Annotated in this window: 22 protein-coding genes, 5 tRNA genes and 1 other annotated feature; of the genes, 7 read left to right on the top strand and 20 right to left on the bottom strand. The window is 38.2% G+C overall.

Going from position 1 to position 23529, the window contains the following annotated elements; all coding sequences use genetic code 11:
* Positions 1–528: 528 nt before the first annotated feature.
* From clpB to rluD, 3 genes are all read right to left on the bottom strand, one after another.
* On the bottom strand, positions 529–3102 hold the full coding sequence (clpB, locus tag AB4J89_RS13795; protein ID WP_088493479.1) for an ATP-dependent chaperone ClpB: 2574 nt from the start codon (positions 3100–3102) through the stop codon (positions 529–531).
* 146 nt (positions 3103–3248) lie between these two features.
* Entirely contained in the window at positions 3249–3980 is a 732-nt protein-coding gene (gene yfiH / locus AB4J89_RS13790) for a purine nucleoside phosphorylase YfiH (protein WP_102949399.1), read from the bottom strand.
* A complete protein-coding gene (gene rluD / locus AB4J89_RS13785; protein ID WP_075672439.1) occupies positions 3981–4958 on the bottom strand; it encodes a 23S rRNA pseudouridine(1911/1915/1917) synthase RluD in 978 nt (325 codons plus the stop codon).
* A 135-nt stretch (positions 4959–5093) separates the two neighbouring features.
* Between rluD and bamD the strand changes: the two genes are divergently transcribed.
* From bamD to pheA, 3 genes are all read left to right on the top strand, one after another.
* On the top strand, positions 5094–5828 hold the full coding sequence (bamD, locus tag AB4J89_RS13780; RefSeq protein WP_088493480.1) for an outer membrane protein assembly factor BamD: 735 nt from the start codon (positions 5094–5096) through the stop codon (positions 5826–5828).
* Between the two features lie 272 nt (positions 5829–6100).
* Positions 6101–6436 (top strand): ribosome-associated translation inhibitor RaiA, encoded by a 336-nt coding sequence (gene raiA, locus AB4J89_RS13775; RefSeq protein ID WP_075672427.1) that lies wholly within the window; start codon positions 6101–6103, stop codon positions 6434–6436.
* A 154-nt stretch (positions 6437–6590) separates the two neighbouring features.
* Positions 6591–6706: a sequence feature (Phe leader region), on the top strand.
* Between the two features lie 35 nt (positions 6707–6741).
* Positions 6742–7899, top strand: a complete 1158-nt coding sequence (gene pheA, locus AB4J89_RS13770) for a bifunctional chorismate mutase/prephenate dehydratase (protein WP_088493481.1) — start codon at positions 6742–6744, stop codon at positions 7897–7899.
* 72 nt (positions 7900–7971) lie between these two features.
* Here the strand turns inward: pheA and AB4J89_RS13765 are convergent, their stop codons facing one another.
* The gene (locus AB4J89_RS13765; RefSeq protein ID WP_088493482.1) at positions 7972–9312 is read right to left on the bottom strand and encodes an anaerobic C4-dicarboxylate transporter; all 1341 of its coding nucleotides are present in this window, start codon (positions 9310–9312) and stop codon (positions 7972–7974) included.
* Between the two features lie 413 nt (positions 9313–9725).
* Between AB4J89_RS13765 and AB4J89_RS13760 the strand changes: the two genes are divergently transcribed.
* Together AB4J89_RS13760 and AB4J89_RS13755 are read left to right on the top strand one after the other, a co-directional pair.
* Positions 9726–9881, top strand: coding sequence for a hypothetical protein (locus tag AB4J89_RS13760; protein WP_193775120.1), 156 nt, complete (start codon positions 9726–9728; stop codon positions 9879–9881).
* A 31-nt stretch (positions 9882–9912) separates the two neighbouring features.
* Positions 9913–10086 (top strand): hypothetical protein, encoded by a 174-nt coding sequence (locus tag AB4J89_RS13755; protein WP_193775121.1) that lies wholly within the window; start codon positions 9913–9915, stop codon positions 10084–10086.
* An 84-nt stretch (positions 10087–10170) separates the two neighbouring features.
* On the opposite strand, the gene tyrA is transcribed toward AB4J89_RS13755, so the two are convergent.
* From tyrA to ffh, 7 genes are all read right to left on the bottom strand, one after another.
* Positions 10171–11295: a bifunctional chorismate mutase/prephenate dehydrogenase gene (tyrA, locus tag AB4J89_RS13750; protein WP_368469617.1), complete on the bottom strand. Its 1125-nt coding sequence runs from the start codon at positions 11293–11295 to the stop codon at positions 10171–10173.
* Between the two features lie 34 nt (positions 11296–11329).
* The gene (locus AB4J89_RS13745; protein WP_088493484.1) at positions 11330–12424 is read right to left on the bottom strand and encodes a 3-deoxy-7-phosphoheptulonate synthase; all 1095 of its coding nucleotides are present in this window, start codon (positions 12422–12424) and stop codon (positions 11330–11332) included.
* Positions 12425–12833: 409 nt separating this feature from the next.
* Entirely contained in the window at positions 12834–13187 is a 354-nt protein-coding gene (gene rplS / locus AB4J89_RS13740; RefSeq protein WP_023580978.1) for a 50S ribosomal protein L19, read from the bottom strand.
* Positions 13188–13239: 52 nt separating this feature from the next.
* Positions 13240–13992, bottom strand: coding sequence for a tRNA (guanosine(37)-N1)-methyltransferase TrmD (gene trmD, locus AB4J89_RS13735; protein WP_006534750.1), 753 nt, complete (start codon positions 13990–13992; stop codon positions 13240–13242).
* A 38-nt stretch (positions 13993–14030) separates the two neighbouring features.
* Positions 14031–14576: a ribosome maturation factor RimM gene (gene rimM, locus AB4J89_RS13730; RefSeq protein ID WP_088493485.1), complete on the bottom strand. Its 546-nt coding sequence runs from the start codon at positions 14574–14576 to the stop codon at positions 14031–14033.
* Between the two features lie 18 nt (positions 14577–14594).
* Complete coding sequence (gene rpsP, locus AB4J89_RS13725) at positions 14595–14843, bottom strand: 30S ribosomal protein S16 (protein ID WP_004244772.1); 249 nt, start codon at positions 14841–14843, stop codon at positions 14595–14597.
* A 137-nt stretch (positions 14844–14980) separates the two neighbouring features.
* Positions 14981–16342: a signal recognition particle protein gene (ffh, locus tag AB4J89_RS13720; protein WP_023580979.1), complete on the bottom strand. Its 1362-nt coding sequence runs from the start codon at positions 16340–16342 to the stop codon at positions 14981–14983.
* Between the two features lie 173 nt (positions 16343–16515).
* On the opposite strand from ffh, the gene AB4J89_RS13715 reads away from it, so the two are divergent.
* On the top strand, positions 16516–17316 hold the full coding sequence (locus tag AB4J89_RS13715; RefSeq protein ID WP_088493486.1) for an inner membrane protein YpjD: 801 nt from the start codon (positions 16516–16518) through the stop codon (positions 17314–17316).
* Between the two features lie 34 nt (positions 17317–17350).
* A complete protein-coding gene (locus AB4J89_RS13710; protein ID WP_088493487.1) occupies positions 17351–18625 on the top strand; it encodes an HlyC/CorC family transporter in 1275 nt (424 codons plus the stop codon).
* Positions 18626–18669: 44 nt separating this feature from the next.
* Here AB4J89_RS13710 and AB4J89_RS13705 read toward each other — a convergent pair whose 3' ends face one another.
* The 9 genes from AB4J89_RS13705 to csrA all read right to left on the bottom strand — a co-directional run bounded on the left by AB4J89_RS13705 (position 18670) and on the right by csrA (position 23314).
* Positions 18670–19419 (bottom strand): hypothetical protein, encoded by a 750-nt coding sequence (locus AB4J89_RS13705; protein ID WP_088493488.1) that lies wholly within the window; start codon positions 19417–19419, stop codon positions 18670–18672.
* A 192-nt stretch (positions 19420–19611) separates the two neighbouring features.
* Complete coding sequence (luxS, locus tag AB4J89_RS13700) at positions 19612–20127, bottom strand: S-ribosylhomocysteine lyase (protein ID WP_368469612.1); 516 nt, start codon at positions 20125–20127, stop codon at positions 19612–19614.
* A gap of 162 nt (positions 20128–20289) precedes the next feature.
* Positions 20290–21870 carry a glutamate--cysteine ligase gene (gene gshA, locus AB4J89_RS13695; RefSeq protein WP_088493489.1) on the bottom strand — a complete coding sequence of 527 codons (1581 nt, stop codon included), beginning with the start codon at positions 21868–21870 and terminating at the stop codon, positions 20290–20292.
* A 185-nt stretch (positions 21871–22055) separates the two neighbouring features.
* Positions 22056–22132 (bottom strand) — tRNA-Arg (locus AB4J89_RS13690).
* A 51-nt stretch (positions 22133–22183) separates the two neighbouring features.
* Positions 22184–22260 (bottom strand) — tRNA-Arg (locus tag AB4J89_RS13685).
* 55 nt (positions 22261–22315) lie between these two features.
* Positions 22316–22392: transfer RNA gene (locus tag AB4J89_RS13680), tRNA-Arg, on the bottom strand.
* An 89-nt stretch (positions 22393–22481) separates the two neighbouring features.
* A tRNA-Arg gene (locus AB4J89_RS13675) sits at positions 22482–22558 on the bottom strand.
* Positions 22559–22567: 9 nt separating this feature from the next.
* Positions 22568–22660 (bottom strand) — tRNA-Ser (locus AB4J89_RS13670).
* Positions 22661–23125: 465 nt separating this feature from the next.
* Positions 23126–23314: a carbon storage regulator CsrA gene (gene csrA / locus AB4J89_RS13665; RefSeq protein ID WP_004244778.1), complete on the bottom strand. Its 189-nt coding sequence runs from the start codon at positions 23312–23314 to the stop codon at positions 23126–23128.
* Positions 23315–23529: the final 215 nt, after the last annotated feature.

Below are 23529 nucleotides of genomic sequence, written 5' to 3'. Positions count from 1 at the left end.
TTACTTTTGTTGTTCACTCTTCAAGACTTGATACATCTAATATTTTAGAAGATATCGTCTCTGCGAGTGCCCACACAGATTGTCTGATAATTTGTTAAAGAGCAGTGCAACAGTCGCTGCCGTTTCCGGTCTTCTGCGTTGTTGCGAGGAGGTGCATTCTACATCTTCCTCATTCAGTGTCAAGCGTTTATTTTCAAGGCTTTTCACTTTTTTCTTCGTTCTCTCGGCTAACTCACTTAGCGTGGTTTGCCGTGACAACGAGGGCGCATTATAGGGAGTTTTCTGAATGTGACAAGTATTATTTTAAAAAAACTTTCCGACAGCGCACTTAATAATCAAATTGGTCTTTTTGGTGTAAATAATAGACAACCACTGTCTAAAAAAGTTTCAAATATAAAAAAACACTATTGCAGATTATCTTTATTCTCCTCCATTAAGACATAAACCATAAAAAAGAGGCTTATATAAGCCTCTTTTTCAGTTTAATGGCATCTCTTCTTTATCAGAATCAATAGAGAAGAGGCTCTATTACTGTTTTGCAATTATCTTATTGTCATCTAAATCTAAGATAATCTCTTTACCCGGTAATAATTTGCCAGACAAGATATCTTGAGCTAATGGGTTTTCAACCTCTTGCTGGATAGCCCGTTTCAATGGGCGGGCACCATAAATTGGGTCGAATCCAACTTCGCTCAATTTCTCTAATGCAGCGCCTGTGATGGTAACGTGATAACCACGCTCTTCTAAACGCTGGTATAAACGACGCAACTGAATTTGTGCAATCGCTGCAATGTTTTCTTTACCTAGTGGGTGGAATACCACAACTTCATCAATACGGTTGATAAACTCTGGTCTGAAATGATGACCAACAACATCCATCACGATATTCTTCATTTCAGGATAATCAATTGTCCCGAAACGTTCTTGAATTAAATCAGACCCTAAGTTTGATGTCATAATCACAACTGTATTGCGAAAATCGACGGTTCTACCTTGTCCATCCGTTAAACGACCATCATCCAATACTTGTAATAAGATATTGAATACATCTGGATGCGCTTTTTCAACTTCATCTAATAAGATAACTGAATAAGGACGACGGCGAACTGCTTCTGTTAAATATCCACCTTCTTCGTAACCAACATATCCTGGAGGCGCACCCACTAAACGAGAAACAGAGTGTTTTTCCATAAATTCAGACATATCGATACGAACCATTGCATCATCACTATCAAACAAGAAGTTCGCTAGTGCTTTACACAACTCAGTTTTACCAACCCCAGTTGGTCCTAAGAATAAGAACGAGCCAATTGGGCGATTAGGATCAGATAATCCAGCACGGCTACGGCGGATAGCATTAGAGACTGCACTTACAGCCTCAGCCTGACCAATAACACGTCTATGTAATTCTTGTTCCATTCTTAGCAGTTTTTCACGTTCCCCTTCTAGCATTCTAGATACAGGAATACCTGTCCAACGCGCTAAGATTTCAGCAATTTCAGCATCAGTGACTTTATTACGTAACAGCTTCATATGCTTATCTTCAGCTTTATTAGCTTCGGCAAGCTGTTTTTCTAACGTCGGAATTTGTCCATATTGGATCTCTGACATTTTCGCCAAATCACCACTACGGCGAGCTTGCTCTAATGCGATACGTGCTTGCTCTAATTCAGACTTAATATGCTGAGTACCTGTAAGCTCTGCTTTTTCTGCTTTCCACTCTTCTTCTAAAACAGAATACTCTTTCTCTTTTTCAGCAAGTTCTTCATTTAGCATTTCTAAACGTTTTTTACTTGCGTCATCAGACTCTTTTTGCAGTGCTTGTTGTTCAAGTTTAAGCTGAATAATACGTCTATCAAGTCTATCTAATGCCTCTGGTTTTGAATCCATTTGCATACGTAGGCTTGCACCCGCTTCATCAATCAAGTCAATCGCTTTATCTGGCAGCATACGGTCAGAAATATAGCGATGAGATAAAGTCGCCGCGGCAACAATCGCGGGATCAGTAATTTGAACATGATGATGAAGTTCATAACGTTCTTTCAGACCACGCAAAATAGCGATAGTGTCTTCAACTGTTGGCTCTGCCACATACACTTTTTGGAAACGACGTTCTAATGCCGCATCTTTTTCAATATATTGACGATATTCATCAAGTGTTGTTGCACCTACACAGTGTAATTCACCACGAGCTAATGCAGGTTTCAACATATTTCCCGCATCCATAGCACCGTCGGCTTTACCTGCGCCAACCATTGTGTGTAATTCATCAATAAACAGAATGACGCTGCCTTCCTGTTTAGATAAATCATTTAAAACAGCTTTTAAACGTTCTTCAAATTCACCACGATATTTAGCACCTGCTAATAACGAGCCCATATCCAAAGAAAGCACACGTTTATTCTTTAAACCCTCTGGGACTTCACCATTAACAATACGTTGAGCTAAACCTTCAACTATTGCCGTTTTACCTACACCCGGTTCACCAATAAGTACGGGGTTATTTTTAGTACGGCGTTGTAGAACTTGAATGGTTCTTCTTATTTCTTCATCACGACCAATGACAGGATCGAGTTTGCCTTGTTCTGCTCTTTCCGTTAAATCCACAGTATATTTTTTCAATGCCTGACGTTGGTCTTCTGCATTTTGATCGTTCACTGTTTCTCCACCACGTATTTTTTCAATCGCTATCTCAAGACTTGCTTTATTCGCTCCGGCTGCTTTTAGCATGTCAGCAACTTGACCACCGGTTTCCATCGCAGCTAAAAGAAAGAGCTCTGATGAAATAAATTCATCACCTTTTTTCTGTGCCAATTTATCACACAAGTTAAGGTGCTTAATTAAATCATTTGAGGGATGAACCTCTCCACCAGCACCTTCGACTTTAGGTAATCGAGACAAAGCATCATTAATTCGCTCATTAAATTGTGATGCATTAACACCTACGGATGTTAATAGAGGGCGAATTGAGCCACCTTGTTGATTAAATAACGCACTCAGTAAATGTATGGGTTCTATAAATTGATTATCGTTCCCAAGTGCCAATGACTGGGCGTCTGCGAGAGCTTGCTGGAATTTATTGGTTAATTTATCCAGACGCATAACACCTCCAAGTAAAATTTAAAGTAAAATTCGTAACTGGAGAATAGATGAGGTCATTTTGACAATATTCAAGCTCAAAATAAAAATTTTGAGCAAAAATATTTATCAATATTTGAGATAAGTGAGAAAAAATGCTGAGAGGAAGTTTATTTAATCCAGATTAATGATGCCATTCGCCCTGTTGTATGCTCTCGTCTATAAGAGAAAAAGCGTGATGGATCAGTTACAGTACAAAAATCACCACCATAAATCTGAGTTACTCCACTTTCCTGTAAGATTATTCTCGCTAACATATAAATATTAGCTAAGTATTTACCATTATGGGGAATAAATGCAGGCTCGAAGGCAATATTTTTTTCGATAAATGCCAACCGGACTTCTGCACCGACCTCAAAAGCGGTTGGTCCAATTGCGGGTCCTAACCATGCCATAATTTGATCTTTAGGTGCTTTAAAATGCGCAAGTGTATTTTGTAATACACCGTGGCAAAGCCCTCTCCATCCACCATGAGCAGCGCCAACTTCTGTTCCATCAACCGTTGTAAAAAGGACAGGCAAACAATCTGCCGTCATAATTGCGCAAACTTTTTTCTCAGTAGAGGTGTAAAGGGCATCACCTTGTAATTCATTATTTTTCTCAGTATTTAGTGTAACAACATGAGTGCCATGAACTTGTTCAAGCCATAATGGCATTTCAGGCAATTGAGCTTGTTGACAAAGTCTGCGTCTATTTTCTTCGACATCAGACAATTTATCACCAACATGAGTACCTAAGTTGAGGCTATTATAAGGTGGCAGACTAATCCCCCCTTCTCTCAAGGTACTGCAAGACCCAATATTTTCAGGTTGTGGCCAATCTGGAAAAATCAATGAAGTCATTTACCAATCCATTTCATCTTTAAACTGTTCAACGTCAGCTTTTAGCACATCGATAAGCTTAACCATATCATCAGGTAATGGTGCATGCCATTCCATTTCAATACCTGTTATTGGATGATAAAGACGTAGCATCGTTGCGTGTAGAGCTTGTCTATCAAATAAACGTAACGTTTCACGTAATTCATCTGAAGCCCCTTTTAAAGGACGAGGTCTTCCTGCATAAAGCTGGTCACCAATTAACGCATGGTGAATATGAGCCATATGAACACGAATTTGGTGAGTACGACCAGTTTCTAAACGCAAACGCAAACGTGTATGAGCACGGAAATGCTCCATAACACGATAATGTGTTACTGCTGGTTTACCCATTGGGTGCACTGCCATATGAGTACGTTTAGTTGGATGTCGAGAAATAGGTTCATTCACTAATCCACCTGCCGTCATTCTTCCTGTTGCAACCGCTTCATACTCACGGGTGATTTCACGACGTTGTAAAGCTTCTACTAAATGCGTTTGTGCAGGAACTGTTTTTGCAACAACCATTAAACCTGTTGTATCTTTATCCAATCGGTGGACAATACCCGCACGAGGTACATTAGCAATCTCTGGATAGCGATAAAGTAATGCGTTTAGTACGGTGCCATCTGGGTTACCAGCACCAGGATGTACAACGAGATCTCTTGGTTTATTGATAACTAAAATATCATCATCTTCATAGACGATATTTAACGGAATATTCTGAGGCTCCCAGCGAACTTCCTCTTCAATTAAGGCATCGACTTCAATTTTTTCACCGCCAAGCATTTTTTCTTTTGGCTTATTGATGATTTTATCGTTAACCTGCACTCTATTGTCTAAGATCCACTCTTTTATACGAGATCTTGAATAATCAGGGAACATTTCGGCCAAAGCCTGATCTAAGCGTTGACCCAGCTGTGAATCTGCGACTGTAGCATTAAGTCGTATTTGTTGAGACATAAATAATTTTCTATTAATTAAGTTAGTGTTTTGACGGCACAGCCGTTTCATTTAAAATGAGTTATAGTGTAACCGATTTCAGGGGAGCTTCACGGAGAGACTCCCCAAACCTATTCAGAGGATAATCAATACGTGATGAGACGCATTAAATACCTGGTGGCAGCGGCCACTGTAAGCCTGTTACTTGCTGGCTGTTCGAGTTCAGACAAAGACGCTACTGCCGATATGTCGCCTTCTGAGCTTTACTCAACCAGTCAGGAAAAATTGCTAGATGGCAATTATGGAGCGGCTATCAAACAATTAGAGTCTCTCGATAATCGCTATCCTTTTGGCCCTTACTCGCAACAAGTTCAACTCGATCTGATTTATGCTTATTATAAATCAGCAGAACTACCAATGGCGATTTCTGCAATCGACCGTTTTATGCGATTAAATCCAACCCATCCTAATATCGACTATGTTCTTTATATGCGTGGCTTAACAGCTCAAGCATTAGATGATAGTGCATTACAAGGATTCTTTGGTATTGATCGTTCAGACCGTGATCCTCAACATGCAATCGTGGCATTTAAAGATTTTAGTCAATTAGTTCGTTACTATCCAGACAGCCTTTATGTCGCCGATGCAACCAAACGCCTAGTCTTTCTTAAAAACCGTTTAGCGAAGTATGAGCTTTCTGTTGCGAAATTCTATACTAAACGAGGGGCTTATGTCGCGGTTATTAATAGAGTAGAGCAAATGATGCGTGATTATCCTGATACACAAGCCACTCGTGATGCGCTTGTCTACATGGAAAACGCTTATAAAGAATTAGGTCTGACACTAGAAGCTGAAAAAGTAGCTTCACTGATTGCAGCAAATCCAGCCTAACTAAAAACATCACCATCAAAAACAGCAGCTTATCGCTGCTGTTTTTTTATTCTTTTCTAGCTAAATTGTCTTTACTTTTCATCAGCCCAACCTTCCTAATATGACTGAATAAATGCAACTTAACAAGCGGTCTTTTTCAGCTATTTATCATTTGTCACGTTTCTATTACTAGTTACACATACATCTAACAAAAAGTGATTTTGATCATGTTTTAAATTGTGTATCACGATATTCTGAAGTTATCGAAGACGGAGTAATAAAGAGGTAACTATATGATTATAAATATTACTAGCAAACAAATGGAAATTACCCCAGCACTACGTGAACACATTGAAAGCCGTCTAACTAAACTCAATAAATGGCAGGTGAATTTAATCAATCCTCATATTATTCTTACGAAAGATCCTAAAGGTTTTAGTGTTGATGCCAGCATTCATACACCAAATGGGCAACTGGTCGCTAATGCACAACACGCCGATATGTATGTTGCAATTAATGACTTACTGGCAAAACTTGAACGCCAATTAAACAAAGTTCAGCATAAAAATGAATCTCGTCGGGCTGATAACAGCCTGAAAGAAGAGAATTTACTTGTCGATGAAATGTAAATAGTAAAGCAAGATTAAAAATTAGAATAAATCACTGACTCAAAACGCCTCTGCGCATCCTCGTGATGCGCTTTTTATTGTATTTTTCTTGACTCCTTTCACGTCATCATGTTTGATAGCTATATGTTAAATAATTTACCAATCAATATAATGAACAAACATTCACATTTGCCTTTCTTCTTTTTCTTTCTACTCTTTCATTAAGAGGCTTTGTCATTTCAGAAAGAAAAATAAGAACGACAATAGCCTCCAACTGGAGGCTTTTTTATTTATGATGGTATGACATAACGGTATAGGGCTTAAACATGGAAAAACTCGATTTATTAGCAATCAGAGATAAAATCACAACGTTAGATTCAGAATTACTAACGTTGTTAGCAAACAGACGCCAATTATCTGCTGATGTCGCTCAATTTAAATTGAATACACATCGCCCTATTAGAGATAAAAATCGTGAGCGTGAATTACTTGATTTATTAATTGAGAAAGGAAAAAACGTTGGGCTAGATGGTTTTTATATTAGCCGTATTTTTCAAATGATCATCGAAGACTCTGTCTTAACGCAACAAGCCATCCTACAACAACACCTTAATGCAACACCTAATGAGTCAGCTAGAATTGCTTATTTAGGACCTAAAGGCTCTTATTCACATATTGCCGCTCGTCAATATGCAGCTCGCCATTTTGATACCTTCGTTGATTGTACTTGTCAGAAATTTGACGATATTTTTACACTTGTCGATACTGGTCAAGCAGATTACGGTTTACTGCCAATTGAAAATACCAGCTCCGGTGCAATTAATGATGTTTACGATTTACTGCAAACAACATCAATCTCTATTGTTGGGGAAATTCGCATCCCTATTAATCATGCACTTTTAACAAGTGTTGATAGCAGCCCAGAAGAATTGCAAACTATTTATAGTCACCCTCAACCCTTCCAACAATGCAGTCATTATTTAAATCAGTATCCAAACTGGAAAATTGAATATTGCGAAAGTACAGCAGCGGCGATGGAAAAAGTGGCTCTTGCACAATCGCCATACGTTGCCGCTATTGGTAGTGAAGCCGGTGGATCTCTTTATGGTTTAAAACCCTTAGCCAATAATTTAGCAAACCAGCAAATAAACGTAACTCGCTTTATTGTTATTGCGCGAAAAGCGATTGATGTTTCAGACCAAGTCCCAGCTAAAACAACCTTCTTAATGGCAACAGGGCAACAAGCGGGTGCATTAGTTGATGCATTAATGATTTTAAAAAAATACGACATTATTATGACAAAACTCGAGTCGCGTCCTATTAATGGTACGCCTTGGGAAGAGATGTTTTATATTGATGTTCAAGCAAATTTACGTGATATCAATATGCAAAAAGCCTTACACGATTTATCACAAACAACACGCTCATTAAAAATATTAGGCTGTTACCCTTCAGAAAATGTTGTTCCTGTTGAAGTGAAATAACCTCATACAAAGATAAAAGCCAGATAGCGTATAACTATCTGGCTTTTCTTTTACGTTCTTATTTAACGTTAATTATAAGAAACCATACATCGCAGCAAATATCCAACCAAAGACACAGGAAACGGTTACACCAATTAATCCCGGTAGAATAAAGCTGTGGTTAATAACAAAACGCCCTATTCGAGTTGTACCAGAACGGTCAAATTGAATTGCCGCTAAGTCACTAGGATAAGTAGGCAGAATATAATAACCATAACAAGCTGGTGCCGATGCAATGATATATGCGGGATCAACACCAATACCCAATGCTAAAGGAACAATTGCAGCCAAAGCCGCCGCTTGAGAGTTAACAAACTTAGATACTAATAATAAGACAACTGCATAAGCCCAAGGATATTCTCGTACTAATTGTCCCAATGCCGCTTCTATTTCTTTCATATGCGCAGAGAACATGGTCTCTGCCATCCAAGCAATACCATACACGGCAACAATTGCTATCATCCCTGAACGGAATACTTCATTTTTAGAAATAAGAGAAGGGTTGGTTTTACAGATAATAATAATTGATGCGCCAGCTAATAACATAAACATCTGAATAACGAGCACCATAGATAATGGTTTACCATTAAATACAGGACGTATTTCAGAGAAAGCACCTAATATTGCAACAACAGCAATTGCACCTAAGAATATCCACATTGCTACCCAGTTTTTCATAGGGAGCTTTTTATCTAGAAGTGTTGCTGTATCACCATAAACATAATCATGGTTTTCAGGTACTGAAACAAATTCTTGGAAGCGTTGGTCTTTATCTAAGTCTTTTCCTCTAAACCAGCTAAAGATACCAATGGCTAAAATACCAATAAAAGTTGAAGGAATGGTAATTGCTAATAAATCTAAAAACTCAAGGTGTTTACCATTAAAAGTTACATCACCGAGCATTGCGACTAATGTAACAACGGCAACGGAAACAGGGCTGGCAATAATCCCCATTTGAGAGCCAATTGTACTTGCCGCCATTGGTCTTTCAGGGCGAATATTATTTTTAATCGACACATCATAAATAATTGGCAATATGGTATAAACAACGTGTCCAGTACCACATAATATTGTAAGAGTACAAGTTACGAGTGGTGCAACAATAGAAATATATTTGGGATTTTTACGTAATAACTTTTCTGCTATTTGCAACATAACATCTAACCCACCAGATGCTTGTAATGTTGCTGATGCAGAGACAACGGCAATAATAACTAGCATTACATCAACAGGTGGTTTTCCCGGAGGAAGTTTAAAAATGAAAACTAAAATAACCAGACCGACACCACCTAATAGACCTAATGCAATTCCCCCTTTCCTAGCCCCATAAAATAGACACACTAATATAATGGCGAGTTGTATTAAAAAATCCATAAATTACCCCTTGAAAAACACGTCGGAATATAAATAAAAAATAATACAATTGAATTTTTAGCACTTCTTGCAAAAAAAAGAGTTTATAAAATATAATTTACGATAATTGTTATAACCATTTTTTTGATCATTGTTATAGTTTTTATAATGCCTTTTAATTTCATTCAGTTTTAAGATCTCATCAACAAATAACTTTTAATAAAAAGACAATATCGAACATTAATTATTCTTTAATTAAACCCAACAATAACAATTAAATAACAATAAACATAAGATAGATTAGTCTTTTAATAAAATTAGATATTTATCCCATTGTTTTTAAATGTATATTTATATTTCTCTATTTTTATTTTCTGAATAAAAATAGGTGATTTATATCTATTATTAAATTTTTGAAATGACAGGGAGATAATATGAATACTTTTATCATACTGATTTTAAGTCTATTTTTTACTAATAACGTAGATGAAGTTCAATTACAAGAGAGCTATAACGCTTATTCATTAACGTCTCAATCGGATTTGAGTCGTTGCACAGTAAGCCCTTGTCCTGACCCCAAAGACTATTGAGTTATAGCATATTGTTTGAATAGGAATTTTTATGAATAAAAAATATATATTAATACTCTCATTTTTCTTCGCTAGTTATGCAAGCGCTCATTTTTATGAAGAAGCAAAAGAAAATAGAGCATCAATAAATGAGTATTCTCAAAATAATAGCAATACGTCTGATCCTAGTGGTTGTGTTTGGCCACCTTGTGATGATGAGTGGTGATAAGCGAAACATAAAATAATTAATAAAATAAAAAGGCCGAACAATTTATTTATTGCTCGGCCTTTTATATAACAAATAATTTAACTAGATTCGACTATCATTCGCTTTTTGTAATAATACACCACTCTCTTTCATAAATTGAGAAGCATAATCACCAAACCAATCACTCACGTTATTAAATGAATGGATAAACTCACTCTTTGCATTTATATCTAATAGATCGATAGCTTGACCTAATGAGTGATGATATCTACGAATTAATTCAATATTCTCTTTCGATGACAAAATAATATCAGCATAAAGTTGTGGATCTTGAGCAAATAAGCGCCCTATCATTGCCAATTCTAAGCGATAAATAGGTGATGAGAGTCTCAGTAAACTAGCTAAATCAATTTTTTCTTTTGCTAAATGCTGACCATAAGCAAAAGTAGTAAAATGTCGAAGTGCTTGAATAAAACTCATGTTTTTATCATGCTCTTCTGGCGCAATTGCCTCAATTCTTGCACCCCATACCATTAACTGCTCTAGCAACCATTCAAATTCTGTATGGTTTCGTCCTTCACAGTACGCCACAACTTGTTTTGCTAAGCTAGGTACATCAGGGCCAAACATTGGATGAAGACCTAAAACTGGCCCACTATGTGCTTTTAACATTGCTTCTAAAGGGGCTTTTTTAATAGAAGCAAGATCCACAAGTAAACAGTTTTTAGGTAACGCAGGAAGTTTTTCAATAACCTCAACAGTTAAATGAATAGGTACACTGATAATTACCATTCCGGCATTATCAAAAATAGCAGGCGATTTAGTTTGCCATTCATCCGCTTCTAAGCTTTCAACGTGATAGCCAGAGAGTGTAAACAAACGAGAAAATAGTTTACCCATTTTCCCATTTCCTCCGACAATAACGATTTTACCAAGTTGAGGATTGAGAGTTTTAAATCCTTTATCATTCTCTTTAGTATAGGATTCTCGCATCACTCGGCGTAATACATCTTCAATTAAATCTGGGGAAATTCCCATCTTTTGTGCATCATTACGACGAGAAGCAAGCATGGAGGCTTCTCTATCAGGTGCATAAATCGGTAAGCCATGGCGGTTTTTAACTTCTCCCACTTCAGCTACCAGTTGCATTCTTTTTGCGAGTAAAGAAAGCAGTGATTTATCTACCTGATCAATTTGCTCACGCAAACCTTGTAATTCTTCAGCCATCTATGCTTGCCTCTTTTTTTTATGATTATCTAACTTAGCTAACTTTTTTTAACTGCGCTTCACGCTGAGCCAAAATCGGGGAAAGTTGAGCATGTAAATTTCTTAACACAGACTCCGTTGTTTCCCAACTAATACATGCATCTGTTACTGAGACACCGTATTTCATTTCACTACGCGATTGCTCTGACGATTGGTTGCCTTCATTAATATGACTTTCTAACATAATACCAGTGATAGATTCATTACCTTTAGTGATTTGCTCAATCACTGAATCAACCACTGCCGTTTGACGACGGAAATCTTTGTTAGAGTTACCGTGGCTACAATCAATCATTAATGATGGTTTTAATCCTGCTTTTACCATTTGAGCTTCGCATTGAGCAACATCTTCTGCATGGTAGTTTGGTGTTTTACCGCCACGTAAAATCACATGACCATCAGGGTTACCTTGTGTTTGCAATAAGCAGACCTGTCCTGATTGATTAATTCCCATAAAACGGTGTGGCATAGAAGCCGCCTTCATCGCGTTAATGGCGGTATCTAAATTACCATCTGTTCCGTTTTTAAATCCAACTGGCATTGAAAGCCCAGATGCCATTTCACGGTGAGTTTGAGATTCAGTTGTCCTAGCACCAATTGCAGACCAACTAAACAAATCACCTAGGTATTGTGGGTTATTAGGATCTAACGCTTCAGTTGCCAGAGGCAGACCTAATTGTACAAGTTCGGTCAGTAGCTTACGGGCAATGTGTAACCCTTTTTCCATTTCAAAGCTACCATCCATAAATGGATCGCTAATTAAACCTTTCCAGCCAACGGTTGTACGAGGTTTTTCAAAGTAGACACGCATCACAATGTACAGACTATCACTTAATTCAGACGCTAAGACTTTCAGGCGTTTTGCGTAATCTAACGCAACATCGACATCATGAATGGAACAAGGCCCACATACCACGAGTAAGCGAGGATCACGACGTTGGACAATTTCAGAAATTGTTTGACGTGACTGAGCAATGGCATGCAGATCATTGCGACTCAATGGGTATTTTTGTTTTAACTCTTCTGGAGTAATTAAAACCAGCTCTTCGCTGATATTCACATTATTGAGTGCGTCTTTTTGCATGATCATAATCTTTACCTTTTTTATATCTGTCATTGTGATTTTTTGTGTGTCTGAAAGATAAGATAACATGCAATGTAAAGAAATCAATCCGTATTTTTAATAAATTTGACATATTTGTAATTTAATCTTTACACTGATTATTTTTATTATAAATAAACAATAAATAACAATCAGTTATAAATATAAAGAAAGATAAAAATAACGTGATGAAGATTAAATTAAAACACAATGGTGTAAATTAAAATTTACACTTTATCTTTTAATGAATCTCGACATAAGAAGAATAGATAAAATAGGAATATAAGAAGTAAAAGAGAGAAAAAACTAATAAATAATATTTTCAATATAAGAGATATAAAAAAAGGTCAGCAAATGCTGACCTTTTAACAATAACTTTCGGATGTGCGAAAGCGTATTATTTAGCGTTAAGACGCTCTTTGATACGAGCAGCCTTACCTGAACGCTCACGCAGGTAGTACAGTTTAGCTTGACGAACCGCACCACGACGTTTAACAGTGATGCTATCTACGACTGGAGAGTGAGTTTGGAATACACGCTCAACACCTTCGCCATTAGAAATTTTACGAACAGTGAATGCAGAGTGCAGACCGCGGTTACGAATAGCGATAACCACGCCCTCGAATGCCTGCAGACGTTTTTTAGAACCTTCAACAACCCATACTTTAACTTCTAAAGTGTCACCAGGACGGAATGAAGGAACATCTTGCTTCATCTGTTCTTGTTCGATTTGTTTAATAATATTGCTCATAATAACTCTCTTACCCTAGGTAAACTGATATTAATGACATCTTGTGTCAGACTTACTCTGCTGTTCCTGACAGATGTTCCCGTTGGAACTCTGTTAACAGCACTCTTTGCTCGTCAGTCAGAGCTAGGCTTTCCAGAAGCTCAGGTCTTCTTAGCCAGGTTCGACCCAGTGATTGTTTCATGCGCCAGCGATTAATATGAGCATGGTTGCCTGACAGTAAAACTGCCGGAACTTCCATACCATCTAAAACCTCTGGGCGAGTATAGTGAGGATGATCCAGTAAACCTTCAGCAAAAGAATCTTCTTTCGCAGAGGCTGCGTGTCCGAGAACACCCGGTACAAAGCGCGCTACTGCATCTATCATTATCATGGCAGGTAATTCCCCACCACTTAATACGTAATCACCAACAGACCACTCTTCATCGATTTCAGTCTGAATGACACGCTCATCTATACCTTCATACCGACCACAAACTAGAATTAGCTTCTCATTTGTTGCCAGTTCACAAACTCCTTGTTGATCGAGTTTGCGTCCCTGAGGTGATAAATAAATCACCTTTGCTCCATCACCTGCCGCAGCTTTCGCTTGATGAATGGCTTCCCTTAAAGGTTGAACCATCATCAACATACCGGGACCACCGCCATAAGGACGATCATCAACGGTATTGTGTCTGTCGTATGTAAAATCTCGGGGATTCCAACATTCTACATTGAGCAGACCATGCTTCACTGCCCGACCAGTCACCCCGTACTCGGTTATAGAGCGGAACATTTCTGGAAATAGGCTAATTACCCCAATCCACATTTTTGTGTCCCACTATTGAGAACCGTTAACCGGATAATCTAAAAACCAGGATCCCAATCAACGATAATTTTTTTCGCTGAGAGATCGACTTTCTTGATAACCTGCCCATCAAGAAACGGAACTAGCCGTTCCCCGATACCGAACGCATCTTTCAGATTCGCTTTAATTACCATGACATCATTTGAGCCCGTTTCCATCATGTCTGTAACGACACCTAGATCGTAGCCTTTATCAGTTTCTACATGGCAACCCATCAGATCTTTCCAGTAATATTCACCTTCAAGTTCTGGAAGTTGCGAAGTATTCACGACAATTTCAAAATTAGTCAGGAAATTGGCCGCATCTCTGTCATCAATACCTTTTAGCTTGACGATAATATCTTGGTTGTGATGTTTCCAACTTTCAATTTCAATGGTTTCCCACTGTCCATGACGCTGAATAAACCACGGTTGATATTCAAAAATGTTTTCGGCGTGTTCGGTGGAGGAAAAAACTCTGAGCCAACCACGGATCCCGTAAGGTGAGCCCAACTTACCCATAACAATAGGTTCTACAGGCTCTTTTAAGGTTTTTTGTTCGCTCATTGTTACCACCGCGACAGATTAAGCGCTTTTCTTCGCTGATTTGATCAGGCCAGCAACACGTTCTGAAACTGTTGCGCCTTGAGCAACCCAGTGTTCAACACGGTCTACGTCTAAACGTAATTCTTCTGCATTACCGGTTGCCAGTGGGTTATAAAAGCCTACACGCTCAATGAAACGACCATCACGCGCATTGCGGCTATCGGTTACTACTACTTGGTAAAACGGACGCTTTTTTGCGCCGCCACGAGCTAAACGAATTGTTACCATAACATCCTCATTAGTTAATAAAACAACCAGACGCCATCGAGGAACGGAGTCCGGTTGTCATATAAAAAGCCCGAAAAGTTTACTCACTTTGGCGAAAAAAGCAATCCAAAGCACGTTTTTTTTCAGGCTTTTTGATTTTATCGGCCTGGGAATCCAGGTGGCATCATACCTTTCATGCTACGCATCATCTTAGCCATGCCACCTTTTTTCATTTTTTTCATCATACGTTGCATATCATCAAACTGTTTTAACAAACGGTTGACGTCTTGCACTTGTGTTCCTGAACCCGCTGCAATACGGCGTTTTCTGGAACCTTTGATGATTTCCGGTTTTTGACGTTCTTTTTTAGTCATGGAATTAATAATCGCTTCCATTTTTACTAAAATTGAATCATCCATTTGTGATTTTACTGCATCTGGTACCTGAGACATACCCGGCATTTTGCTTAACATACTCGCCATGCCGCCCATGTTCTTCATTTGCTTTAATTGATCTAAGAAATCATTTAGATCAAAGCCATCACCTTTTTTAAGTTTTGTCGCTAGCTTTTCAGCTTGAGCTCTATCAACTTTGCTTTCAATGTCTTCAATCAAAGACAGAACATCACCCATGCCTAAAATACGAGAGGCAATACGATCTGGGTGGAAAGGTTCTAAGGCTTCTGTTTTTTCCCCAACACCGAGGAATTTAATTGGCTTACCAGTGATATGGCGAATTGATAATGCCGCACCACCGCGCGCATCACCATCAACCTTGGTTAATACAACCCCTGTTAATGGCAGTGCTTCATTAAATGCTTTTGCTGTATTTGCCGCATCTTGACCCGTCATGGCGTCAACAACAAACAGGGTTTCAACTGGATTAATGGCTTTATGGAGAAGTTGGATCTCTTCCATCATGCCTTCATCTACGTGTAAACGACCTGCTGTATCCACCAGCAATACATCATAGAATTGAAGTTGTGCATGTTTTAATGCATTACTTGCAATTGTGACTGGATTTTCTTGAACAGTCGAAGGGAAGAAATCAATGCCAACCGTTTCGGCTAACGTTTCAAGCTGTTTAATCGCTGCTGGGCGATAAACGTCAGCAGAAACAACAAGAACTTTTTTCTTCTTTTTCTCTTTTAAGAATTTACCTAATTTTGCGACACTGGTCGTTTTACCGGCACCTTGTAAACCAGCCATTAACACAACAGCTGGCGGTTGTGCTGATAGATCAAGGTCAGTATTCACTTCCCCCATCGCATTGACGAGTTCATTTTGAACAATTTTTACAAATTCCTGACCCGGTGTCAGGCTTTTGTTAACTTCATGCCCTACTGCGCTCTCTTTGACGCGCGCAATAAAATCACGAACCACAGGTAAGGCAACGTCGGCTTCTAATAAAGCCATACGCACTTCACGCAGTGTCTCTTTAATGTTTTCTTCGGTCAGTCTTCCTCGACCGCTTATATTGCGCAATGTGCGCGATAGTCTGTCACTTAAATTCTCAAACATTATCTTAGCTCAGTGTTAAAGTTGGGCTTATCGGTCATGTATGCCACCGATTATATCACGATGACTCGCGGATCTCTGCATAGAGATTTAAGCTTAATGACTTCAATAGTTGGAGCCGTATGCTCCTAGCGCTATACTAGGAAGTTATTCAAACAATATATGTAAGCGAAACTATGCCCGTTATATCAATCTCTATCGTCGCTGTCTGCGCTTATTTACTCAGTCTGGTGCTGTTTTTGCCCGGTCTGTTACGAAAAGAGCAGAATGGATACCGCGGATTAGCTCTACTATTTGCGGTAATTGCACTTGTTGCACATGCCATTTCATTAAAATTTTTAATTTTCCGTCCTCACAGCGGACAGAATCTTTCACTCACCAATCTAGGTGCGATTGTTAGTCTGATGGTCTGCGTTATTATGACGATTGTGGCTTCTCGTGGCCGAGCATGGTTCTTACTGCCTATTGTTTATTGTTTCGCAATAGTCAATCTTGTTATTGCAGCACTTATGCCGGGCGAATTTGTTACACATCTTGAAAGTAGCACATCACTCTTTATTCATATTGGGCTGGCTTTATTAAGCTATGCCACACTGTTAATTGCCGCTTTATATGCGTTACAACTTAGTTGGCTCGACTATCAACTAAAAAATAAGAAACTAAAATTCTCACCTCAAATGCCACCATTAATGTCAATTGAGCGTAAAATGTTTCATATCACACAAGTGGGTGTGGTATTACTGACACTGACCTTATGTACAGGTTTGGTGTATATGGATAATATTTTTGGTAAAGAAAATATCCATAAATCTATTTTCTCTATCATTGCTTGGTTTGTTTACATCATTTTATTATGGGGACATTTCCGAGAAGGATGGAGAGGAAAGAAAGTCATTATCTTTAATTTGATTGGCGCTATTATTTTAACATTAGCTTTTTTTGGTAATCGTTTATTACAAGAGTTAGTGCTTAATTAATTTTCTATTTTAGGGTAGCAAAAGGATCTCAATTTTGGAGCATGTGTCGACAACTACGCTCATTATCATACTTGTATGTATGATTATTGCCTCAGCTTATTTTTCTGGGACTGAAACCAGTATGATGACGATTAATCGCTATCGTCTTCGTCATGCTGCAAAACAAGGAAATCGCTCTGCAAAACGTGTAGAAAAATTATTACAACGTCCTGACAGATTGATTAGTTTAGTATTGATTGGCAATAATCTGATTAATATTGTTGCGTCTGCACTAGCTACTATTGTTGGTATGCGTTTATATGGTGATGCTGGTGTAGCAATAGCCACTGGTGTGCTGACCTTTATTATCCTTATTTTTGCTGAAGTGCTTCCAAAATCAATTGCGGCACTTTATCCAGAGCACGTTGCTTATCCAAGTAGTGTTATTCTCTCTCCTTTGCAAAAATTGATGCTGCCTATTGTTTGGTTTTTTAATAAAATCACATTAATACTGATGCGTATTTTTGGTATTAAATCCCCAGTAATACAGGGAAATGCGGTATCAAAAGAAGAGTTAAGAACTATCGTTAATGAATCTAAATCAAAGCTTTCACAAAGAAATCAGAATATGTTGCTGTCGATTTTAGATTTAGAAAAAGTGACGATTGGCGATATTATGGTGCCAAGAAATGAGATTTTTGGTATCGATGTCAATGACGAATGGAAATCTATCGTAAGACAGTTAACTCATTCTCCTCACGGTCGAATTGTGCTTTATCGTGATACGCTTGACGATGCAATTGGCATGTTACGTGTACGAGAAGCTTATCGATTAATGACTGAGAAAAAAGAGTTTACCAAACAAATTCTGATGAAAGCTGCCGATAAAATCTACTTTATCCCAGAAAGCACACCGTTAAATCTACAACTCGTCAACTTCCAACGTAATAATGAAAAAGCAGGTGTTGTGGTTGATGAATATGGTGAAATTCAAGGTTTAGTAACCGTTGAAGATATTCTTGAAGAGATCGTAGGTGACTTTACTACTTCGATGTCTCCTTCTTTAGCAGAAGAAGTTATTCCTCAAAAAGACGGTTCATTGTTAGTTGATGGCACAACAAATATTCGAGATATCAATAAAGCTTTTGGCTGGCATTTACCTGAAGATGAAGCTCGAACAATCAATGGTGTCATTATTGAAGAGCTAGGTGATTTACCTGTTGTCGGTAATAAAATAAAAGTAAGTGACTACGAATTTGAAATACTTGAAGTTCAGGATAACGTCATCAAAAAGGCGTTAATTCGCCACCTTTCAATCCCACATCATTAGTGAATACAAAATAAGCGCCTTTTAAGGCGCTTATTTTTTGCAGTTTACCCTAGTTCAAACCGTAATTTACTATTACGAAAATCAAACGCTCTGGCGGGTTTCATATAGAAAGGCTCTATTGCTTGCTCTTGTATTAGTTTTGTAGGCTTTAATTGTTGATAATCAGAATAAAAACCATGATTCTTGACCCACATAACTAAGTTTAATGCAGGTTGATAAGAATAATCAGCGCCATACTCTTCACGCCTACAAATAAAACATGCCGTCTCTCCTTTATTTAAAGTAAGAGAAAGGGACTTGCGCGGAAAATTAGTAATAAGTGCTCCCTCATCGTTTATCGCTTCAATATTAAAATGATGAGGCGCTAAGCTACGAATATTTTCATATTTTAGCTGCGAATTCTCGCCGCTATAACTGTTTGTTTTAATTTCATCTTGTTGAAAATACCAACGATATTGCTCTTCATCTTTTTCTTTATAAAGATAATCACCACATATTTTCATTATGGTGTTTGTTTGTGGTTTAGTGATCTTAGCAAATAATTCAGGATTGAGTTCTGACGAGAGCAGTAACGAATCAGGCTTGATAATAAGCTCTGGTTCGCACTGAGTGCGTTTAACATACTTTTTGTGAACTCGTTCTAAGTAACGATATTCAAGTGCTTTAGAACGCCCCTGATAGAAAAAGGCATCTTTAGGAAATTGAGTTCGTAATGTGCCTTTACCTACAAAATAAAATTCTCGAACAAAAAACTCTAACACTAATTTAGGTGATGAGAATTTGTGATTTTCCATAACAGAAGTGTACTCCGTGTATTAAGCATAAATTTAATCCATTACTGTGCTAACAATATAAGAAGATAAGAAAATAAAACAATGGAGCAGAGAAAAGAAAAATAATGAGGAGATAAAAACAAAAAAGAGACAATAAATCAGAATGCGAATTTCCTGATCTATTATCCCCTAACGTCATAAATTGGCTATCGCTTAGATATGCAGCTCTTTTAAAGTCTTTTCAGGCAGGGCTAATTCATCGTTATGATTAATGCCAATGCTATGAGATAAAATATCGCGTGCAATATCTTGAGCTTCTGTCAGTGAATGCATTTCATAGGTACCACATTGGTACACGTTCAGCTCTGGGATATGGTTTTGATCTTTTACTTTCAAAACATCTTCCATTGCTGCTTTCCATGCATTAGCTACACGTTGCTCTTCAGGTTGCCCAATTAAGCTCATGTAGAAGCCTGTACGGCATCCCATTGGAGAAATATCGATTATCTCAACACCATTACCATTAAGATGGTTACGCATAAATCCAGCGAACAGATGCTCTAATGTATGAATTCCTTTCTCAGGCATGGCTTTTTTATTTGGCACAGTAAAACGTAAATCAAATACCGTGATGGTATCACCTGATGGCGTTTTCATTGTTTTAGCAACGCGTACAGCAGGTGCTGACATACGTGTATGGTCAACAGTAAAGCTATCCAATAAAGGCATAAAAAACCTCCTAAGAAAAATTTAAATATTTTTAAGAAAAAATGAAACTTTCTACGAGTAGCCCGGTCTTAGTAATGAATACGCGCAAATTGTTATCATCCCTATTTCTCTATAGAATTTTTTAGCCACACAAATCTTAGTGTGGCTTTTTTCTATCTAAGTTTAGGAAGCCACGTTATCGGTGTTTGTCCCCGCATGGATCTTCAAATACTCATCAAAAGAAATGGTATCACTCTTTTCTAACTCTTCTTGACGTTTTATGGATGAAATTCTCTCATGATCAAAAGCTTCATCAGTTAACGTTTCATAAGGTGTTTTAATTAATTCTTGGTAATATTCTTCAGCTAAAGATAAACCGAAACCACCAATACCTTGTGTTTTAATTTTGTCTAAAAGTCTGCCAGAGAAGGTTAATTCAGGATTATCGAACATTTCCTCTAACTTAACGCAAACTTCCATATATTTAGTGCCTGAACAGCAATCAAGAACATTAGCAACACGTTCTAAATCAGCAAATAAGGCTTTACCTACTTGCGCTAGTGGCTCTTTTCTTTCGCCACAACCCATTCCAATAACTTGACCTGGCTTACGCCCTTCTAGAATAACGTTATTCCAATTTGAACGGCAGCACGCTAATTCAGAGGCACTCATCTCTGGAGCATCAGCTAATACACACCAGATCAGGAATAAATCAAGGAAACGAATTTGTGTTTCATCAACACCAATTGGCGTAAATGGATTGATATCAAGTGAGCGAACTTCGATATATTCAATACCACCACGTAATAACGCATCAGAAGGTGATTCATCACCTTTAACTACACGCTTAGGACGAATAGGTGCATAAAGTTCATTTTCAATCTGCAACACATTGGTGTTTAACTGAATATACTCACCGTCTTTCTTAACACCTAATTTAGCAAACTCTTCAGAAGGCTTATGAATCGCTTTTTTCAGCCCTTTAACATACGTTTCAAGATGATTAAAGGTGATATCTAAATCGCTTTGAGATTTATTGGTATACCCTAAATCACTTAAACGTAATGAAGTTGCATAAGGTAAATACTTCGCCCCTTTAGGCGTACTTTCAAATGGTAAGTTTGTTTCTCTTCCTTTTAAGAAAGATCCACAAATTGCGGGTGATGCACCAAAGAAGAATGGAATGATCCAGCCAAAGCGATAGTAGTTACGAATAAGACGTAAGTAACCGTCAGAAATCGCCTCTTTCCCACTCTCTTCGTCTTTTACATTTGCCCATGCTTGCCAAAACTCGATAGGCAGTGAGAAGTTGTAATGCACACCTGAAATAGTTTGCATTAACGCGCCATAACGATTTTTAAGCCCTTCACGGTAGAGTGTTTTAAAACGCCCAACATTAGAGGTGCCAAATTGAGCCAGCGTAATCTTATCTTCTGCTTCAATAAAGCAAGGCATACTCATAGGCCACATACGTTCATTATCTAAGTGACGTGCTGTGTAGCGATGTAAATCACCTAAAAAATGCAAGGTATGTGCAATGTTATCATCAACAGGTGTAATAAACTCTAATAGAGACTCAGCAAAATCAGTCGTGATCCATTTATGAGTTAATGATTTACCTAATGAAATAGGATGCTCTGTTGATGCTAAATTGCCTTCTGGCGTAACTCTTAAGGTTTCACGCTCTATACCACGGTGGATTCCACATAAAACTTTAGGGTGTGCTTCCAACCAAGAAAGCGCTTTTGATACGTCCGGGATCAAAGGTGACCTCCCGCGTTGATTGATGTTAGTAAATAGATAGGAGTTACTTTATCGCAAAGTCACTAAATTGTCGCTGATTAGATGATGTTAGCATTGTTAGTTGATGCTAAACAAAGACGTTATATGATGAGAAATAAGAGAATGCTAAAAAGCAAAAAGCCCCGCAATTAGCGAGGCTTTTAAGATGGTGCATCCTGGAGGATTCGAACCTCCGACCGCTCGGTTCGTAGCCGAGTACTCTATCCAGCTGAGCTAAGGATGCGGGTCTGACGTTTTTGCTAGAAATAATTAAACTAAGATATCTAATAAAAGATGGTGCATCCTGGAGGATTCGAACCTCCGACCGCTCGGTTCGTAGCCGAGTACTCTATCCAGCTGAGCTAAGGATGCGTCGTAATTATCTTTCTAGCTGCTCATATTGCAATTGGCAATCTGAGTAATGAGATGGTGCATCCTGGAGGATTCGAACCTCCGACCGCTCGGTTCGTAGCCGAGTACTCTATCCAGCTGAGCTAAGGATGCGCCGTTTTAATACTTTACGCTTTTAATGCAAATTATTCACCATTTGCACCAAAATAAAAACCCCATACATTAATCATGGGGTTGGAATATGGTGCATCCTGGAGGATTCGAACCTCCGACCGCTCGGTTCGTAGCCGAGTACTCTATCCAGCTGAGCTAAGGATGCAAATCTAAATGGCGGTGAGAGAGGGATTCGAACCCTCGATGCAGCTTTTGACCGCATACTCCCTTAGCAGGGGAGCGCCTTCAGCCTCTCGGCCATCTCACCATATTTAGAACCACTCGAAGAAGTTCTTACTGAACATCTCGTCTCTGTGTGGCGCACATATTACTTTCTCAGCCTAAGAAGTCAAACAATTTTTCTCAACTTTTTACGAATATACGTTTGTTTGAACACTTCACAAACAAACTGATGCGTTTATCATCAAGATTGGCTAAAAAAGTTCTAAACACAATGATATCGCTGATGAAAAATCATTCAAGTATTTTATTCTCTTAGTAAATAAATTTATTCATACAGCAAATAATTGTGAAGCGAATGATTAGAGGTAAAAAGACTTTCAATTCTGTCAATCAGAATAAACGGATAGTGCAATAATAAATACAGCTCAAGGAGAGCAAAGATAGGAACAAAGAAGGGAATCAAAAGTCTTATAAAGAGAAAAGCGCCCAAACCCGGCAAAAGTGTGGACGCTTACGAATGAATTGTAACTAACTAAAAATGGGAATTGATTTAGTAGTTATCAGTAGGCTGAGTTTTCTCGGCCTGAATTCGTTGATAGATCTCTTCACGATGGACAGATACTTCTTTGGGTGCGTTTACGCCAATCCGTACCTGATTACCTTTAACCCCTAAAACGGTTACGGTCACATCATCGCCTATCATAAGCGTTTCACCAACTCGACGAGTTAGAATAAGCATTCTTTGCTCCTTGAAAATTTACAAGAGTCGGGTCTCTAGAATTTCCCGGCCATTATCCATCATACATTGTCAATTCGTATAATCATTATTTATCACAAGTAACTCACACTTCATAACAAAATATAAATTTAGTGATTGATTATTTAACGGATTACCAATATCTCTATAAGGCGTTATCCCTACACTAACAGGGATAGCGCCTTTTTTCAGGTTGC

It is taken from the genome of Proteus sp. STS61-E, assembly GCF_040932335.1.
Classification (GTDB): Bacteria; Pseudomonadota; Gammaproteobacteria; order Enterobacterales; family Enterobacteriaceae; genus Proteus; species Proteus mirabilis_B.
The sequence above is the reverse complement of the archived record's forward strand: the minus strand, read 5'-3'. Positions and strand labels throughout refer to the sequence as shown.

Coding starts and splice junctions, on each gene's coding strand:
- rluD (WP_075672439.1), bottom strand. CDS start 4,958: ATGTCTCAACAAATACGACTTAATGCTACAGTCGCAGATTCACAGCTG.
- AB4J89_RS13760 (WP_193775120.1), top strand. CDS start 9,726: ATGAATACTTTTATCATACTGATTTTAAGTCTATTTTTTACTAATAAC.
- clpB (WP_088493479.1), bottom strand. CDS start 3,102: ATGCGTCTGGATAAATTAACCAATAAATTCCAGCAAGCTCTCGCAGAC.
- AB4J89_RS13745 (WP_088493484.1), bottom strand. CDS start 12,424: ATGATCATGCAAAAAGACGCACTCAATAATGTGAATATCAGCGAAGAG.
- AB4J89_RS13755 (WP_193775121.1), top strand. CDS start 9,913: ATGAATAAAAAATATATATTAATACTCTCATTTTTCTTCGCTAGTTAT.
- rimM (WP_088493485.1), bottom strand. CDS start 14,576: ATGAGCGAACAAAAAACCTTAAAAGAGCCTGTAGAACCTATTGTTATG.
- csrA (WP_004244778.1), bottom strand. CDS start 23,314: ATGCTTATTCTAACTCGTCGAGTTGGTGAAACGCTTATGATAGGCGAT.
- ffh (WP_023580979.1), bottom strand. CDS start 16,342: ATGTTTGAGAATTTAAGTGACAGACTATCGCGCACATTGCGCAATATA.
- AB4J89_RS13705 (WP_088493488.1), bottom strand. CDS start 19,419: ATGGAAAATCACAAATTCTCATCACCTAAATTAGTGTTAGAGTTTTTT.
- yfiH (WP_102949399.1), bottom strand. CDS start 3,980: ATGACTTCATTGATTTTTCCAGATTGGCCACAACCTGAAAATATTGGG.
- luxS (WP_368469612.1), bottom strand. CDS start 20,127: ATGCCTTTATTGGATAGCTTTACTGTTGACCATACACGTATGTCAGCA.
- AB4J89_RS13765 (WP_088493482.1), bottom strand. CDS start 9,312: ATGGATTTTTTAATACAACTCGCCATTATATTAGTGTGTCTATTTTAT.
- tyrA (WP_368469617.1), bottom strand. CDS start 11,295: ATGGCTGAAGAATTACAAGGTTTGCGTGAGCAAATTGATCAGGTAGAT.
- AB4J89_RS13715 (WP_088493486.1), top strand. CDS start 16,516: ATGCCCGTTATATCAATCTCTATCGTCGCTGTCTGCGCTTATTTACTC.
- pheA (WP_088493481.1), top strand. CDS start 6,742: ATGGAAAAACTCGATTTATTAGCAATCAGAGATAAAATCACAACGTTA.
- rpsP (WP_004244772.1), bottom strand. CDS start 14,843: ATGGTAACAATTCGTTTAGCTCGTGGCGGCGCAAAAAAGCGTCCGTTT.
- trmD (WP_006534750.1), bottom strand. CDS start 13,992: ATGTGGATTGGGGTAATTAGCCTATTTCCAGAAATGTTCCGCTCTATA.
- bamD (WP_088493480.1), top strand. CDS start 5,094: ATGAGACGCATTAAATACCTGGTGGCAGCGGCCACTGTAAGCCTGTTA.
- rplS (WP_023580978.1), bottom strand. CDS start 13,187: ATGAGCAATATTATTAAACAAATCGAACAAGAACAGATGAAGCAAGAT.
- raiA (WP_075672427.1), top strand. CDS start 6,101: ATGATTATAAATATTACTAGCAAACAAATGGAAATTACCCCAGCACTA.